Source organism: Luedemannella helvata (assembly GCF_039528415.1).
Taxonomy (GTDB): Bacteria; Actinomycetota; Actinomycetes; order Mycobacteriales; family Micromonosporaceae; genus Luedemannella; species Luedemannella helvata.
Genome location: NZ_BAAALS010000024.1, coordinates 35247 through 50594, shown reverse-complemented (window position 1 = coordinate 50594; position 15348 = coordinate 35247). Strand labels below are relative to the sequence as shown.

Sequence of the window (15348 nt, the reverse complement as noted above, 5' to 3'; positions counted from 1 at the left end):
ACCTGAGCACCGTAATCTGCCAGGTCGCCCCACGTACAGACGGCTAATATCACACTAGAAATAGGCACTCAAGTAAGCTATGCTGGCCGCCATGCTGACTGCAGGCACCATCCGCACCAAGTGGGGGGTCATCATCCCCTCCACGAACATCATGGTGGAGCACGACTTCGCAGCCCTCTGCCCGTACGGCGTAACGTTCCACGCCGGCCGCGCCTACATCGCCAGCCCGTCCATGGCCACCGACGCGGACGCCAAGACGCTGCTGGACGAGATGGACCAGGGATTCTCCACCGCGCTGCGCGACGTGCTCACCGCCAAGCCCGACCGGATCATCATCGCCATGTCCGCCGAGGTGATGCGCCGGGGCGTGCAGGGCGGCCAGGACTTCGTCGACGACATCGCCCAGCAGGCCGGGCTGCCGGTCACCACCGGACCGGAGGCCGTGATCGCCGCGTTGCACCGCATCGGCGCGACCAGGATCGGCGTGCTCACGCCCTACCAGCCGGAGTCCGACGCGCTCACCCGCGACTACTTCGAGGCCAGCGGGTTCGAGGTACGCCAGGTCGCCGGGCTGCGCTGCACCTCGGCCACCGACATCGCCGAGGTCACCCCCGACCGGATCGTCGCCGCGCTGCGTGAGCTGGACCGCTGCGGCGCCGACGCCCTGGTGCAGGTCGGCTCCAACCTCAACGCCGTCGCCCTGGCCGCCCAGGCCGAACGCTGGCTGGACACCCCGACCATCTCCATGAACACCGCGACCGTCTGGCACGCCCTGCGCCAGTCCGGCATCACCGACCAGCGCGGCGACGCGGGCCCACTGCTGCGCGACTTCTGAGCCACCCTGGCGCCTGCCCCGGCGCCTCCGGTCCGGGCCCGCCAGCCCGGACCGGGGCCCAGGCCGGGGACCCGGCACGAACAGGCCCGGCCCGCACGATCGGGCACGCACCGATGTGATCAGGCGCGCGGCCCGGCGCCGTACGGAGTGAAGCGCCAGCGCCGCGACGTGGCATACCAGGCCTGCTCCGCGACGACGGCCCGCTTCGGGCCCCGCGTGGCGGCGTCCCGGTCCGGCCCGGTGAGCACCTCGAGATCGGCCAGCTCGTGCAGGACGTAGCAGTTCAGCTCGCCGTCGGGCGCCTGCGGGGCGTACAGCCGCCGGATGCGCAGCCAGGACGGGGCGTTGAGCAGCAGTGGGGAGTGCTCGCTGTCGTACCAGTCGTCGAAGACCGGCAGCGCCTCCACCGGTACGGCGAAGCTGACCACCAGCAGATGGGCGGTGGCCCGCGCCACCGCCCCGGAGTCGTAGACCAGCTCGCACGCCAGCCCACCCGGTACGGTGCCGGGCAACAGCGCCAGCCCGGTCGTGCCGTCGTTCTCCGGCGCGTACCACTCCCCCGGCCCGGCCGCGGGCCGGATGCCCTCCAGCGGCGCCCGCAACAGCGTGACCCGGGCGCCGGGCGGCTCACCGAACATCATGGACTGGGAATCGATCACCATCGTGTCCTTACGTTGACCGCTTTCACCTGCGCGTACGAACGCAACTCGTCCAGGCACTCCTCCCGGCCGAGGCCGCTGTCGCGTACCCCGCCGAACGGCATGCCCCAGTAGTGCCGGCTCACGTCGTTGACCCACACGTACCCGGTGTCCAGGCCGCGTACGGCGCGCATCGCCTGGCTCAGGTCGTTGGTCCACACCGCGCCGGTGAGGCCGTACTGCACCGCGTTGGCCCGCGCGAGCGCGTCGTCCAGATCGGACCAGCCCAGCACGGAGATGACCGGGCCGAAGATCTCCTCGCGGGCGATGCGCATGCTCTGCTCCACCCGGTCGAAGAGCACGGGGTACTGGTAGTACCCGGCGCGCCGGTCGCGGACGCTCGGCCCGCACACCAGGCGCGCGCCCTCGTCCCGCCCGGCGGTCACGTATCCGGCCACCCGGTCGCGGTGCGCGGCGGAGACGAGCGGACCCATGGCGGTGCCCTCCGCGTACGCCACGCCGGGCTCGATCCTCGCCAGCCGGGCCGCCACGGCCTCGACCACCTCGTCGTGGATGCGCGCGTGCACGAAGACCCGCGAGGTGGAGCCGCACGACTGCCCGGCGCAGCTGTCCAGGTTCATGCCGGCCACGACCGCGTCGGCCACCACGTCCACCGGGGCGTCCGGAAAGACGATCATCGCGTTCTTGCCGCCGAGTTCCAGCGACACGTGCCGCACCGCCGAGCCGGCCGCGGCGCGCTGGATGGCCAGGCCGGTGGCGAGGCTGCCGGTGAACCCGATCCGGCGTACCTCGGGGTGGGTGACCAGCGCCTGGCCGGTCTGCGCGCCGCCGGACAGCACCGTCAGCACCCCGGGCGGAAGCACGTCGCGGGCCAGTTCGGCCAGCCGCAGCGCGGACAGCGGCGTCTGGTCGGCCGGCTTCAGCACGACGGCGTTGCCCATCACCAGCGGCGGCAGCATCGCCTTGATGGCGAAGTACGCCGGGTGGTTGTAGGCGACGACGCGGGCCACCACCCCGTACGGCTGGTACTCGGTGAAGTGCAGGTCGCGCGGGTCGATCGGGATGGTGTCGCCGCCGGTCATGCCGGCCACCGCCGGCCAGGTGACGAACTGGTGCAGGCAGCGTTCGATGTCGGCGACCATCGCCGGGTACGGGTTGCCGCCGTCCATCGCGTCGAGCATCGCCAGCTCGTGCCGGTGCTCCCGGACCACCTGGCCGAACGCGTCCAAATACCGGCGCCGGCCCGGCACGCCGAGGGCGTGCCAGCCGGGTTGGGCCGCCAGGCCGGCCCGGACGGCCCGGTCCACGACGGCTTCGGTGGCCTGCGGGACGTGCGTCAGCGGGGCTGCGGTGGACGGGTCGACCGTCTCGGCCCCGGCCAGGCCGGTCACCGGCTCACCGGCGACGGTGATGCCGGGCGGTTCGGCGGCGAGCCGGTCACGGACCCGGTCGGCCAAGGCCGCGATGCTGCCGGTACTCACTGGGCTGCCTCCGTCGGTCGGTCGCTGTCACCGGCCGGGTTGACCGGCTGTGGCCCGTCGCCGGCGGCAGCCGGGCCGAACAGCTGCGGCCAGCGCGCGCGGACCCGCTCCCGCCAGGGGGCGGGCACGTCGGCGACCAGCGTGCGTTCCGGGTCACCGCCGACCGGCAGGGTCGCGTCGATACCGAGCTTCGTGACGGTACGCCCGACGGACGCCGGGTCCACCGGGTTGGACTTCATGCCGGGTACCACGATCAGGTCCTCATGGGCCCGCATCCGGGTGGCCACCGCCCACTCGACCTGGTCGCTGTCGGCCGGGTCGATGTCGTCGTCGACGACCACGACGTGTTTGATCAGGTCCTGGGCGGCGAACGCGGCGAGCATGGCCAGCCGCGCCTCGCCCGGGTTGCGCTGCTGGATGGCGATGACGGCGTGGAAGCGGCAGCTGCCGCCCTCGGTGAGCACCACGCGCCGGGCGCTGGGCACCACCGCGCGGACCGAGGCCAGCAGGGTCGCCTCCCTGGCCACCGCGCCGGTGATGAGGTGCTCCGGGTGCCGGCCGCCCACGATCATCGACAGCCACGGCGCACGCCGGTGGGTGATCGCGGTGACCCGCAGCACCGGGTTGTCGCGCCGGGGAGCGTACAGGCCGGGAAACTCACCGAACGGCCCTTCCGGCGCGTGTTCGCCGGGATACAGCTCGGCCTCGATGACCACTTCCGCGTCGGCCGGGACGAGCACGTCGACGGTGCGCCCGCGGACCATCCGCAGCGGCCCGCCCAGCATCGCGCCGGCCGCGTGCGACTCGTCGAACGGGACGAGCAGCTGGGAGGCGGCCATGACCGCCGGGTGGCAGCCGATGGCGACCGCCACCGGCATCGGCCGGCCCAGGCTCCACCACTCGTTGAGGAACTGCCACGAGTGGGTGGGGGCGAAGTTGACGCCGAGGCGGTCCGGTCCCTGCACCTGGAGCCGGCAGATGGCCAGGTTCTGCCGCTGCCCGTCCGGCGGGCCGCAGAAGACGACCCCGGCGGAGAGGTACCGGCCGGCGTCGCGTTCGCTGATGGCCGGTATGGGCAGCAGGGCGGTCAGGTCGATGCCCTCGGTGACCACGACCTCCTGGCAGGGCGCGTCCGTCACCTCGACCGGCGGGACCCGACGTTCGATCGCGTCGATGATGGTGTCCGTCAGCCGGTCCGGCTCGGCGTCCAGCACGCAGGCGAGCTTGTCCCGGGTGTTGAGCAGGTTGCCCACCAGCGACGCCTCGTACCCACCGACGGTGGCGAAGCGGACCGCCGGGCCGTGGGACAGTTCCCACAGCACGGCGGCCGCCTCGTACTCCCAGCTGACCGGGTCGGTCAGGGTGATGGCCAGCCCGTGGCGTTCGAGCTTCGCGAACGCGCTGCGCAGGTCCTGGGCCGTCACGCGGTCAGCTCCCCACCGCGACCCGGTCGTCGCGGGCCGCCTCGCGCAGCCCGCCGAGGTCGTAGCTGGCGAGCATGGTGTCGACCAGCTCGCGGCCGGGGGTGAAGTCGTACGCGTCGTACATGCGGCTCTTCACCACGAACGGGGCGCCGGCGTAGAACATCTCGTACTGGTGGTGGCGGCTGGCGAACTCCGAACCGACCATGTCCCACACCAGCTTGAGCAGCTTGACCCGTTCGGTGGCCGGGAAGCCCGGCGACTGGATGAAGCGGTCGAGATCGGCGGCGATGGCGGGGTTGGCGAAGTCGTTGGCCGAGGAGGGCAGCTGGATCAGCCCGCCGCCGCACAGATCCCGGATCATCACCAGCAGTTCGGAGTACAGCTGCGGCTGCAGGGTCATGTTGGCGAAGCACTGCGCCCGGCCGGGCCAGGCCACCCCGTGGGAGTCCACCTCGGCGTTCTGCTCCTGGGCCAGCACCAGGCCGGCGACGGTGGAGACCTTGGCGGCCATCTCGCCCAGCGCGCTGCGTACGGGCGGCAGTTTCACCGAGCCGTTCATCTCGGCGACCCGCTGGGCCAGCCCGACGAGGAACTCCAGCTTGGTCCAGAACCGGATCTGCGCCTGGTTGTTGCCGAGCAGGTGGCCGGCGGTGGCGAACCACTGGCGCTTGACGACGTCGATGTTGCGGTAGGCGAAGACGTTCTCCCACGGCACGAAGACGTCCTCGTAGACGAGCAGCGAGTCGGTCTCGTCGAACCGGGCGCTGACCGGGTAGTCGAAGAGGCTCGACGCGGCCCTGGCGTAGGAGCGGCGGGCGTAGACCTTCACCCCGGGGGCGTTCAGCGGGACCATCGCGGCCAGGGCGTACGCCTCGTCGCCGGGGACCAGGGGCGCGATGTTGCTCAGGTACACGTAGTCGGAGATGGCGGTGCCGGTGCCGAGCATCTGCGCCCCGCGCACCACGATCCCGCCGTCGCGTTCGGCCACCACCCCGGCGTACAGGTCCGGTTCGGCCTGCTGGTGCGCCGGCTTGGTGCGGTCGATCTGCGGCGGCAGGATCGTGTACGTCAGGTACAGGTCCTCGTCGCGGGCCTTGGCGTGGAACCGCTGCACGTTCTCGGCGAAGTGCGCCCCGCCCTCGCCGAAGACGTGCGCGTGTCCGGCGAAGCCGGCGAGGAAGCCGGCGACGTGTTCCGGTCCACGCCCCATCAGCCCGTAGGTCTTCTCGGCCATCGCCTTGAGCGCGATGCGGCGGCGGGTCAGGTCGGCCGCGGACCGGGGGATGAGGTGGGCCAGGCTGGCCGGCTCGCCGGTCGCCGGCGAGGCGAAGGTCAGCTTCTCCCGGTTGGCCGGGTCGTGCACGGTGTCGTAGAGCGCCGCGATCGACTGCACGGCGCCCTTGAACGCCGGGTGGCGGGTGATGTCGGTGACCAGCTCGCCGTCGATGTAGACCTGCCGGCCATCGCGGAGCCCTTCGATGTACTGCGCACCGTCGCGCGTCATGACGCACTGCCTTTCGTCGAGCTCACCGGCCGGGCCGGCTGCGCTGCTGTGCCAACGGGTTCTGAGGTGGTGGTGACGGCCGGGGCCGGTGGTGCCTGGAGCGCGCGGTAGGCGCCCTGGAAGTACAGGAGGGGATCAGGCGGGCCGGCGGCGTCCGCCGGCGCCTCGGCGAGCCCGATGCCCCGGACCCGGCCGACGACGATGTGGTGGCTGCCGGCCGGGAAGTGCCGGTAGATCTCGCAGTCGAAGAAGGCGAGGGAGTCGCGCACCGCCGGGGCCGTCCATTCGGGACGGTTGAGGAGCCACTCCGGGGGCAGCACCTTGGTGCCGCCCGGCCGGGAGCAGAGGTTGGAGATCTCCTCGGCGCCGGCGGCGAGAAGGTTGACCCCGAAGTACCCCGAGCGCAGCAGGCGCTCGTAGGTGCGGGTCTCGCTGTGCAGGCAGATCAGGACGAGCCGCGGGTCCATGGAGACCGAGCTGAACGCGGTCGCCGTCATGCCGATCGGCGCCTGGTCGGCGGCGTGGACGGTGATGAGCGTGACGCCGCTGGCGTAGCGGCGCATCGCTTCCTTGAAGCTGTCCGGCGTATCGCCGGCTGACACCATCACCACGGGTGTCCTCCCGTATCTCCACGACTAGGTATGATACAAGACTAGCTTACTTAAGTCATATATCAAGGCCCAGCCGCGGAGATTCCAGGATCAACTCGAAGCCGGCCCGGCGGTCGGGCGGGCGACGAAACGGCCACGGGGCTCCCCCACGACGGCACCGTCACGCAGCACCGCCTCGCCCCGCAGGAACACGTCGACCACCTTCGCGGTCAGCTCCATGCCCTCGAACGGGGTGTACTCCTGGCTCGACTCCGACTCCTCGGCCCGTACCGTCCAGGTCGCCGTCGGGTCGACCAGCACCAGGTCGGCGTCGTAGCCCTCGGCGATGGTGCCCTTGCGCAGCAGCCCGTAGCGCTGCGCCGGATTCCACGACAGCAGCCGCGCCATGTGCCCGTACGACATGCCCCGGCGGCTGCCCTCGGAGACCAGCCCCGGCAGCAGGTACTCGGTGCCGCCGAACCCCGACTTGGCCAGGAACACGTCGTCGCGGTCGGTGCCGAACTTCTCCTCGTCCCGGCAGCACGCGTGGTCGCTGACCACCCAGTCCACCTCGCCGGCCAGCACGTGCTCCCACAGCCGCTCCACGTCCTCGCGGGGCCGGATCGGCGGGTTCACCTTGGCGCCGACCCCTTTGGTCGTCTCGATGTCGGTGAGCAGATGCCCGATCGTCACCTCCCGCCGGAAGTCCACGTGCGGATAGGCGCGGGCCATCGTCAGGGCCGACTCCATCGCCTTGGCCGACGACAGGTGCAGCAGGTTGATCGTCGGCAGGTCGGTCTCGTGTGCGAGGTACGACGCCACGGCCACGGCCAGCCCTTCCGAGTGCGGCGGGCGCGAGGCGTGGTAGGCGGCCAGTCCGGTGAGCACACCCTCGCCGCGGACCTGCTCGGTGTACGCGGCCATGATCTCGGCCGTCTCGCAGTGCAGGGAGAGCGTCACGTACGGGGCCAGGTCGGGCCGGGCCTGGCGCAGGCGCTGGATGGCGCGCATCACCCGCTCGAAGAACGCCACGTCGTAGCGGTGCCCCGGCGGGGTCATCAGGAACGCGTTCTGGTCCTTCGAGCTGCCGTGCAGCCCATGGCCGCCGTAGAACATGAACACCTTGAACGAGGCGACCCCCTGCTCGTCCACGATCGATTCGAGCTCGTCGAGGTGCTCGGGCAGGATCGGCGCGACGTGGAAGGTGTAGTCCACATAGGTGTTCCCGTCGACCAGCTCCCGGCACACGGGCAGCAGCTCACCGTACGGTCCGCTGCGGTTCAGGTAGAGCTGGCCGGTACGCATGTAGCTGAGCCCGGTCGTGACCCCGCCCTGGGCCGCGGCCCGGCTCTCCGTACGGGCGTCGACGTCGAGCGGGTTGTAGATGCCCCAGTGCTGGTGGGCGTCCACCACGCCGGGGAACGCCAGCAGCCCCCGGCCGTCCACGACCTCCGCGGCGAGGCCCGGGTCGATGTCCGGGGCGATCCGGGCGAAGGTCCCCGCGCGGATGGCTATGTCCAGCGACTCGACCTCGTCGCGGTCGGGCCGCACGACCCGCACGTTGGTGATGATCCGTTCGTACTCAGTCATCTCGTTCTCCAGCTCAGCTGTCGGAATCCGGGCCCGCCCCGGCCGCGGCCACCAGCCCGGTCAGGTCACGCGCCCGGGGCAGGTCGAACACCTGCTCGGCGAGCCGGTCGCAACCGGGCCCGCTGAGCTCGTGCCGGGCGGCGTCGACCAGCTTGACGTACAGTTCGGTGTCGTCGAGCGGGCGTTGCGGGCCGCCCCGGTTGGCCAGCACCCGCTCCTCGAGGCGCCGCCCGTCGTGGGTGCGCACCCGCAGGATCGCCGGGAACTGGTGCGGGAAGATCTCGTCGCAGACCGGATCCGACACGACGCTGATCCGGGCCATGAGTGCCCGCCGGTCGGGGTCACGGGCCAGCTCGTCGGTGAAGTCACCGATGCCCAACCCCAGGCCGCCACCGCCGAACAACGCGGCCGCGACGGTGTACGGGCCGCTGAACTGCGCCTGGTACCCGGTCAGCGGAGCGCGCTTCTCGGCGATCGGTTCGCCGATCGTCCGCAACGGCGCGGCAGCCACGGCCAGTTCGGCCTCGGCCACGTCCTGCGGTCGCAGGCCGGCCGCCGCCATCGCCCGCGCCGCGTCGATGCCCGCGTGCGTGAAGTGGTTGGCCGGGTACGGCTTGAAGAAGATGCCCGGCACCGCCCACCGCTCGCCGAGCCCGCCGGTCAGCTCCCGCTCGTCGTACTGCCCGCTGAGGAACACCTGGTAGAAGCCGAACCGGCCCTCCAGCACCGTGGGCGGGCCGGTGATTCCCGCGGCGGCCAGCTGGGCGGCGCGGACCCCGGCGGCCGCGGCGGAGCCGCAGTGCATCCGCTTGACCGTGCCGCCGGTCCGGTTGCCCTCCAGCACACCCCCGGCGAAGCTTACCGAGATCGCCATCGCGTGACCGACCTGCTCGGCGTCGAGGTTGAACAGCAACGCGGCGGCGGCCGCCGCGCCGACCGTGCCGCAGATGGACGTCGCGTGCTGGCCCCGCTCGAAGAAGAGCGAGGTGTTGGTCGCGGAGTCGTAGCCGGCCATCCCGAGCCGCACCACCACCTCGACGCCGGCCGCCGCCGCCCGGATGAGTTCCTCGCCGGAACTGCCGGCCGCCTCCCCGGCGGCCAGTGCGGCCGGTACCACGCTGGCGCTGGGGTGCAGCACCGAGGGCAGGTGGGTGTCGTCGTAGTCGAGCGAGTGGGCCAGCACCCCGTTGGCGAACGCGGCCTGCGCCGCCGGTACCCGGTGCCCGGTACGGCCGATGATCCCCGCGTCCGGCCGGCCGCCCTCGCCGGCGATCAGCGAGACGACGGCCCGACTGGAGGGCAGCCGGTGCGCGCCGAGGGAGATCCCGAGGATGTCCAGGACCCGTTGACGCATGCTCCGGGAGACCTCCTCGGGTACCCCCTTGTCACGGCACTCAACGGCGAACTCGGCCAACTGTTGCAACGCGTTCATCAGCACTCCGTCTGGATCGGGGAACACCGGGCGGGTCGCGGCCGCCCTCGGGTCGGGACGGACCCGTCTGCGAGGTGCGCCGCTACGCGACAACCCCGCGCTCACGCAGCTCGGCGAGCCGTTCCTGGGCGATACCGAGTTCACCGCCGAGCACCTCGTCGGTGTCGGCGCCGAGGCGCCGCCCGGTCCAGCGGATCGAACCTGGTGTGGCGTCGAGCCGGAACGGGACGTTCTGCATCCGCACCCGGCCGAAGTCCTCGTCCGGTACCTCCACGAGCACCTGCCGCTCGCGTACGTGCGGGTCGGCGCTGAGGTCGGCCACGTCGTAGATGGGCGCGATGGCGGCCTCGGCCCGGGTGAACTCCGCCATGACCTCGTCGCGGGTCCGCTCGGCGATCCAGCCACCCACGTACCCGTCCAGCAGGTCACCGTGTTTGGCCCGGTCCCGACCGGTGGCGAACCACGGCTCGTCGATGACCTCGGGATGGCCGACCAGCCGCATCACGCGTTCGGCGATCGGCGTGGCACTGGTGGAGATCGCCACCCAGGAGCCGTCCTTGGTGCGGTAGGTGTTGCGCGGCGCGTTGTTCGACGAGCGGTTGCCGCTGCGCTGCTGGACGACGCCGAGCTGGTCGTAGATGAGCGGCTGCGGTCCGAGCGCGGTGATGATGGGTTCGAGGATGCTCATGTCGATCACCTGCCCCGCTCCCCCTCGGACGTCGCGGTGGTAGAGGGCCATCATGACGGCGCCCACACCGGTGAGTCCGGCGATGCTGTCGGCCAGGCCGAACGGCGGCAGCGTCGGCGGGCCGTCCGGCTCACCGGTGATCGCGGCGAAGCCGCTCATCGCCTCGGCCAGCGTGCCGAACCCCGGCCGGCTGGCGTACGGCCCGTCCTGGCCGAAGCCGGTGACCCGCAGGATCACCAGGCGCGGGTTGCGTTCGTGCAACGTCGCCGGGCCGAGCCCCCAGGCCTCCATCCGGCCGGGACGGAAGTTCTCCACGACGACGTCGGCGCCGGCCGCCAGCTCGAGGAAGATCTCCGCACCCTCGGGGTCGCCGAGATCGAGCCCGACGGTGCGCTTGTTGCGGGACACGAGCTTCCACCACAGCGGCACGCCGTCCTTGGCCGCGCCGTGGTGGCGCATACCGTCGCCGTACCGGGGGTGCTCGACCTTGATCACCTCGGCGCCGTAGTCGCCGAGGACCTGGCAGGTCAACGGTCCGGCGAGGATCGTGGACGCGTCGATCACCCGGATCCCGGACAGCGGAGGAGGGCCGTCGGTCATCTGATTCCTTTCCTGGGGTACCCCGCCCGCGTCACCGGTGGTGCAGGGACCATCGGGGCCATGCTCAGGACGCGAGCAGTGCCAGTGGACGCACTGGGGAGCCGGTGGCGCCGACGAGCTTGAGCGGGGCCAGCACGAAGCCGAACTCGGCCGCACCCGTCTCGGCGAGCCGGCGCAGGTCCATCACCTCGATGATGTTGATGCCCGCCTCGACCAGCAGGATCCGGTGCACCGGCAACGTGGCGTGCCCCGCACCGGGCGCGATGGCCTCGTACGCGATCGTCTCCGCGCCGGTGACGGCGACCCGGCGCTCGGCGAGCCACTCGGCGGCGGCCGGGCCCGGGCCGGGTGCCCCGCCCACCTGGCCGAGGAACCGGGCGGGGTCGGTGTAGTGCGTCGACCAGCCGCTGCGGATCAGCACGGCGTCCCCGGCCTGGACCGTGACGCCGGCCCGTTCCTCAGCCGCCGCCAGGTCCCCCGCCGTGATCACGTAGTCGTCCGGCAGGACGTCGACGCCGTGCAGCGCGGCGATGTCCAGCAGGACGCCCCGGCAGGTCAACGGCTCGAACGTGTCGACACCGTGCACCGCGATGCCGGCGTGGCTGGTGACCTCTTCGGCCACCACACCGCCGTGCAGCCGGCCGTCCTGGGAGACGTGCGCCAGCGCGTCCAGGTGGGTACCGACGTGACCGCCCATCACGATGATCTCGTTGGCCGCCGATCCGCCGTCCGGGCGCATCATGTCGCCGTGGCGGCGCAGCAGGGCGAGCTGGAACGCCGGATGGTTCGGTGACACCGGGATGCCGCGCCGCAGCTCATGGGCCAGGTCGACGACCTGGGTCTCGCGCAGCGCCTGCCAGAGTTTCACTGTTGCCCACTCTCGGGTCTGCTGGTGGCCATGGTCCGGTGCCCGCTCATCCGCCGAGCGTGGCGGCCCGGTCATGGGCGGCGCCCATGTCGAGCCGCAGCTTGCGGGCGATCTCCCGGAACTCCGGTTCCTCGACCATCTCGATGGTGCGGGGCCGGGGGAAGTTGACCTCGGTGATCGACTGGATGCGACCGGGGCCGGTGGCCATGAGCACGATCCGGTCGGCGAGGAAGACGGCCTCCTGGATCGAGTGCGTGACGAAGACCGCGGTCTTGCGGCTCTCCAGCCAGATGCGCTGCAACTCGACATTCATCGTGTCGCGGGTCTGCGCGTCCAGCGCGCCGAACGGCTCGTCCATCAGCAGCAGCGGCGGGTCGTGCGCCAGGGCGCGCGCCAGGGACACCCGCTGCTGCATGCCGCCGGACAGTTCCCGGGGGTACTTGTCGGCGAAGTTGCTCAGCCCGACCAGGTCCAGCAGCGCCAGCCCGCGTTCGCGCCGCTCGGCCGCGGGGATCCCGGACAGTTCGGCGGACAGTTCGACGTTGCTGAGCGCGGTACGCCACGGCATCAGCGTCGCTTCCTGGAACACGAAACCGATCGGGCTGCGGTCCTGGTGGATGCTGGACGAACTCTCGAACTCGATCGAGCCCGAGGTGGGTGACTCAAGCCCGCCCAGCAGCCGCAGCAGTGTCGTCTTGCCACACCCCGACGGCCCGAGCAGGACCAGGAACTCGCCTTCCTCGATGGTGAGGTTGACGTTGTCGAGGGCGCGGACCTCGCGGTTTTCCCCCGCGTTGAACGTCTTGTTGACGCCCCGAACGGACATGAGATTCATTGCGTCGGTCTCCAGGTCACGATGTGGTTGCCGGTCAGACTGTGCTGCCGACGGGGTCGCGGTCGGGTGCGGGTGTGCCGGGCAGCGGTGACCGCCGGGCTCCGCGGATGACATCGACGACCTCGTCCGGCCGCTCCGGGGCCGTGTCCCCGCGCCACGCGACGTGCCCGTCCGGACGGACCAGCACGTACCGGCGCTCGTACCGGGCGGCGGCGGTGTGGGTGCGCAGCCGTTCGGACGTGACCGGCAGGCCGGCGGCGCGGGCCGCGGACAGCAGCGGCTCTGCCGGAGCCTCGTCGGCGTCCGGGGCCACGACCAGGGTGAATCCGTTGCCGAGGCGGTCCAGGGTGCTGACCCCGTCGCCGTCCCACGCGTGTGGTGCCCGGCAGCCCGGCCAGCTCGACTGGATCACCCGCGTCGGGTCGTCCGGCGGTTCCGGTGTCCCGTCCGGTACGCAGATCGGGGACCGCGAGTACCGGTACCCCAGGTGTAGCCCGGCGCTGTTGAACTGCCGGGACACCCATTCGGCCTTGGCGCGCAGTTCGGTACGGGCCGCCTCGCCCTCCGGGCCCGGTGCCAGTACCGCCCGGTCCGTCTCGGCCATCACGATGTCGAGCCGGTCGGAGTTCATCGCCGAGAGCAGGCCGTTGCGGATCGCGATCGGTTTGCGCTCCGCCTCGTAGCTGTCGAGCAGGTGCTCACCGGCCCACCCGTTGAGGTGCCCCTCGAGCTTCCACGCCAGGTCCCAGGCGTCGCCTATGCCGGTGTTCATGCCCAGCCCACCGGTGGGTACGAACAGGTGCGCCGCGTCCCCGGCCAGGAAGACGTTGCCCACCCGCCACCGGTTGGCCACCGACTGGAAGTGCTTCCAGTGGGTGACCTTGAGCAGCTCGAAGTCGAACGGCTTGCCGACCGCCTTGGCCAGCACGTCGCGCACGTCCAGGTCCCGGGTCGACTTCTCCGGGTCCAGGAAGTAGTACTGGTAGTTCCACAGTTCGCTGCCGTCGATCGCGGTGAAGACACCGAAGCTGTCCGGGTGCAGGGTGAAGTAGAGGTTGGCCAGCCCGCGCCCGTGCACGTCGATGAAGTCGGGGCAGCGGAACAGGAAGCTCACGTTGTCCCGCATGGGGCCCCGCCCGACGAACCGCACGCCGAGCGCCTTGCGGACCAGGCTGCGTCCGCCGTCGCAGCCGACGAGCACCCGGGCCCGGACCCGCTGCCGGGCACCGGAGCGGTGCTCGACCACCGCGTCGACCCCGGACTCGTCCTGCGTGAACCCGGTCAGGGTCCAGCCGTAGAGGGTCCGGGCGGCCTGGTACCCGGCGAGGTGGGCCCGCAGGATCGGCTCCAGCGCCTGCTGGCCGATCTGGGTCTTGCCGTACGGGGACCACTCGACCTCGGGGAACCGGTGGCTGCCCGCGCCGCCGCGCATCTCCACCCGCGACGCCGACCGGAACCGGTGCAGCTCGTGCTTGGCCAGTTCGGTGGCGAACACGATGAAGTACGGGTGGTCCGGGGGGATCGCCGCGTCCTCGACGGCGTCGGCGATCCCCCACCGGCGGAACAGTTCCATGGTCCGGGCACCGACGAGGGTCGCCTTGGGGTGCTCGGTCTCCGACTCGCGGGTCTCGATGACCGCGGATTCGATGCCGCGGCGGGCCAGTTCGGTCGCCAGCGACAGGCCGACCGGCCCGCCGCCGGCGATCAGAACCGGTACCTCGAGCACCGGCAGCGGGTCATGGTTGATCGGGTCGCTCACGCCTTGGCCTTGGTGATGAAGGACGGATCCAGGAACGTCTTCGGGTCGACCACCTTGTTGATCATGCCGGCGCTGTGCATCAGCTTGAGCGTCGACTCCCAGTCCGCCTCGACCAGGTCGAGCATCCCGGTCACGCCGTTGTTGGCCAGCCAGGTGTCGGCCTGGGCCGGGAACTGCTCGTCGAAGGTGTTGCGCTTGGCCTCCGCGTTGTACTTCTGCAGGGCCCCGAAGACGGCGTCGCGGTTCTTCTCGTCGACGGCGAACTTCATGCCGTTGTACAGCCCGCGCAGGAACCGGGTCGGCACGTCGCCGACGTCGGTCTTGGACTGCATCGTCCAGGAGGAGCCGGCCAGCTTGATGTGGTCCTCCGGCACGAGCACGGTGAGCTTCTCGCCGGACTCCTGCTCGAGGGCCTTGCGGACGTAGTTGTGCACGATCCAGCCGTCGACGTCGCCCTTGCGCATGAACTGGTACCCGGCGGCACCGACGCCCACCACGATCAGCTTGAACTCGTCCCGCTTGACCCCGGCGGACTCGGCCAACAGGTGGACCAGCTGCTCGGTGGAGCCACCCTCGGAGGCCACCCCGATCCGCTTGCCGCGCAGGGCGCCGGGCTCGGCGATGGGGGCCTTGCTGAGGGAGCCGATCTCCCAGATGTCGCTGTGCTGGGCGGTAGCGATGATCTTGAGCGGGGCACCTTCGTTGACGATCGCCGGGAGCGCGGTGCGACCGGCCCGGGTGTAGTGGGCGACGTTGCCGATGATCGCCTGGAGCGCGGAGGAGCTGCCCGTCCCGCTCTGCAGGTCGGCCTGGATACCCTCGGTGTCGAAGAAGCCCTGGTGAGCGGCGACGAGCATGTCGAGGAAGCTGACGCTGAAGTCGGCCGGGGCCATCACGGTCTGCTTGACCTTCTGGACGCCGCCGGGAGTGGTCGGCTCCTCGTCGTCACCGCAGGCGGACAGCAACGGCAGCGCCATGAGGCCGGCGCCCATGCCCAGGAGCCGCCGACGGGAGAACCCGGAGGGGACCGAACCACTCGTGTTGTTCTGGAAGAACTTCTGCTGCGACATGACAAAACCCTTC

At 71.3% G+C, this 15348-nt stretch carries 13 protein-coding genes; 1 reads left to right on the top strand and 12 read right to left on the bottom strand.

The window, feature by feature from the left end:
* Nucleotides 1–91 precede the first annotated feature (91 nt).
* Nucleotides 92–835 (top strand): maleate cis-trans isomerase family protein, encoded by a 744-nt coding sequence (locus ABD191_RS21715; protein WP_344085070.1) that lies wholly within the window; start codon nt 92–94, stop codon nt 833–835.
* Nucleotides 836–954: 119 nt separating this feature from the next.
* Here ABD191_RS21715 and ABD191_RS21710 read toward each other — a convergent pair whose 3' ends face one another.
* The 12 genes from ABD191_RS21710 to ABD191_RS21655 form a co-directional block, all read right to left on the bottom strand.
* Nucleotides 955–1494 (bottom strand): hypothetical protein, encoded by a 540-nt coding sequence (locus ABD191_RS21710; protein WP_344085067.1) that lies wholly within the window; start codon nt 1492–1494, stop codon nt 955–957.
* Complete coding sequence (locus ABD191_RS21705) at nt 1491–2975, bottom strand: aldehyde dehydrogenase family protein (protein WP_344085064.1); 1485 nt, start codon at nt 2973–2975, stop codon at nt 1491–1493. The genes ABD191_RS21710 and ABD191_RS21705 overlap by 4 nt, the downstream gene beginning before the upstream one ends.
* Nucleotides 2972–4399, bottom strand: a complete 1428-nt coding sequence (locus ABD191_RS21700) for a UbiD family decarboxylase (RefSeq protein ID WP_344085061.1) — start codon at nt 4397–4399, stop codon at nt 2972–2974. Before ABD191_RS21700 ends, ABD191_RS21705 begins: the two co-directional genes overlap by 4 nt.
* 4 nt (nt 4400–4403) lie before the next feature.
* Complete coding sequence (locus ABD191_RS21695) at nt 4404–5903, bottom strand: 4-hydroxyphenylacetate 3-hydroxylase family protein (RefSeq protein WP_344085058.1); 1500 nt, start codon at nt 5901–5903, stop codon at nt 4404–4406.
* On the bottom strand, nt 5900–6508 hold the full coding sequence (locus tag ABD191_RS21690) for a flavin reductase family protein (RefSeq protein WP_344085202.1): 609 nt from the start codon (nt 6506–6508) through the stop codon (nt 5900–5902). The genes ABD191_RS21695 and ABD191_RS21690 overlap by 4 nt, the downstream gene beginning before the upstream one ends.
* A 96-nt stretch (nt 6509–6604) precedes the next feature.
* Entirely contained in the window at nt 6605–8083 is a 1479-nt protein-coding gene (locus ABD191_RS21685) for a dihydroorotase (protein WP_344085056.1), read from the bottom strand.
* Nucleotides 8084–8096: 13 nt separating this feature from the next.
* Nucleotides 8097–9515, bottom strand: coding sequence for an MmgE/PrpD family protein (locus tag ABD191_RS21680; protein ID WP_344085053.1), 1419 nt, complete (start codon nt 9513–9515; stop codon nt 8097–8099).
* 82 nt (nt 9516–9597) lie between these two features.
* Nucleotides 9598–10803, bottom strand: coding sequence for a CaiB/BaiF CoA transferase family protein (locus ABD191_RS21675; protein WP_344085050.1), 1206 nt, complete (start codon nt 10801–10803; stop codon nt 9598–9600).
* A gap of 64 nt (nt 10804–10867) precedes the next feature.
* Nucleotides 10868–11671, bottom strand: a complete 804-nt coding sequence (locus tag ABD191_RS21670; protein ID WP_344085048.1) for a cyclase family protein — start codon at nt 11669–11671, stop codon at nt 10868–10870.
* A gap of 46 nt (nt 11672–11717) precedes the next feature.
* Nucleotides 11718–12497: an ABC transporter ATP-binding protein gene (locus ABD191_RS21665; RefSeq protein ID WP_344085045.1), complete on the bottom strand. Its 780-nt coding sequence runs from the start codon at nt 12495–12497 to the stop codon at nt 11718–11720.
* Between the two features lie 43 nt (nt 12498–12540).
* Complete coding sequence (locus ABD191_RS21660; RefSeq protein WP_344085042.1) at nt 12541–14265, bottom strand: FAD-dependent monooxygenase; 1725 nt, start codon at nt 14263–14265, stop codon at nt 12541–12543.
* Nucleotides 14262–15335, bottom strand: coding sequence for an ABC transporter substrate-binding protein (locus ABD191_RS21655; protein WP_344085039.1), 1074 nt, complete (start codon nt 15333–15335; stop codon nt 14262–14264). Before ABD191_RS21655 ends, ABD191_RS21660 begins: the two co-directional genes overlap by 4 nt.
* Nucleotides 15336–15348: the final 13 nt, after the last annotated feature.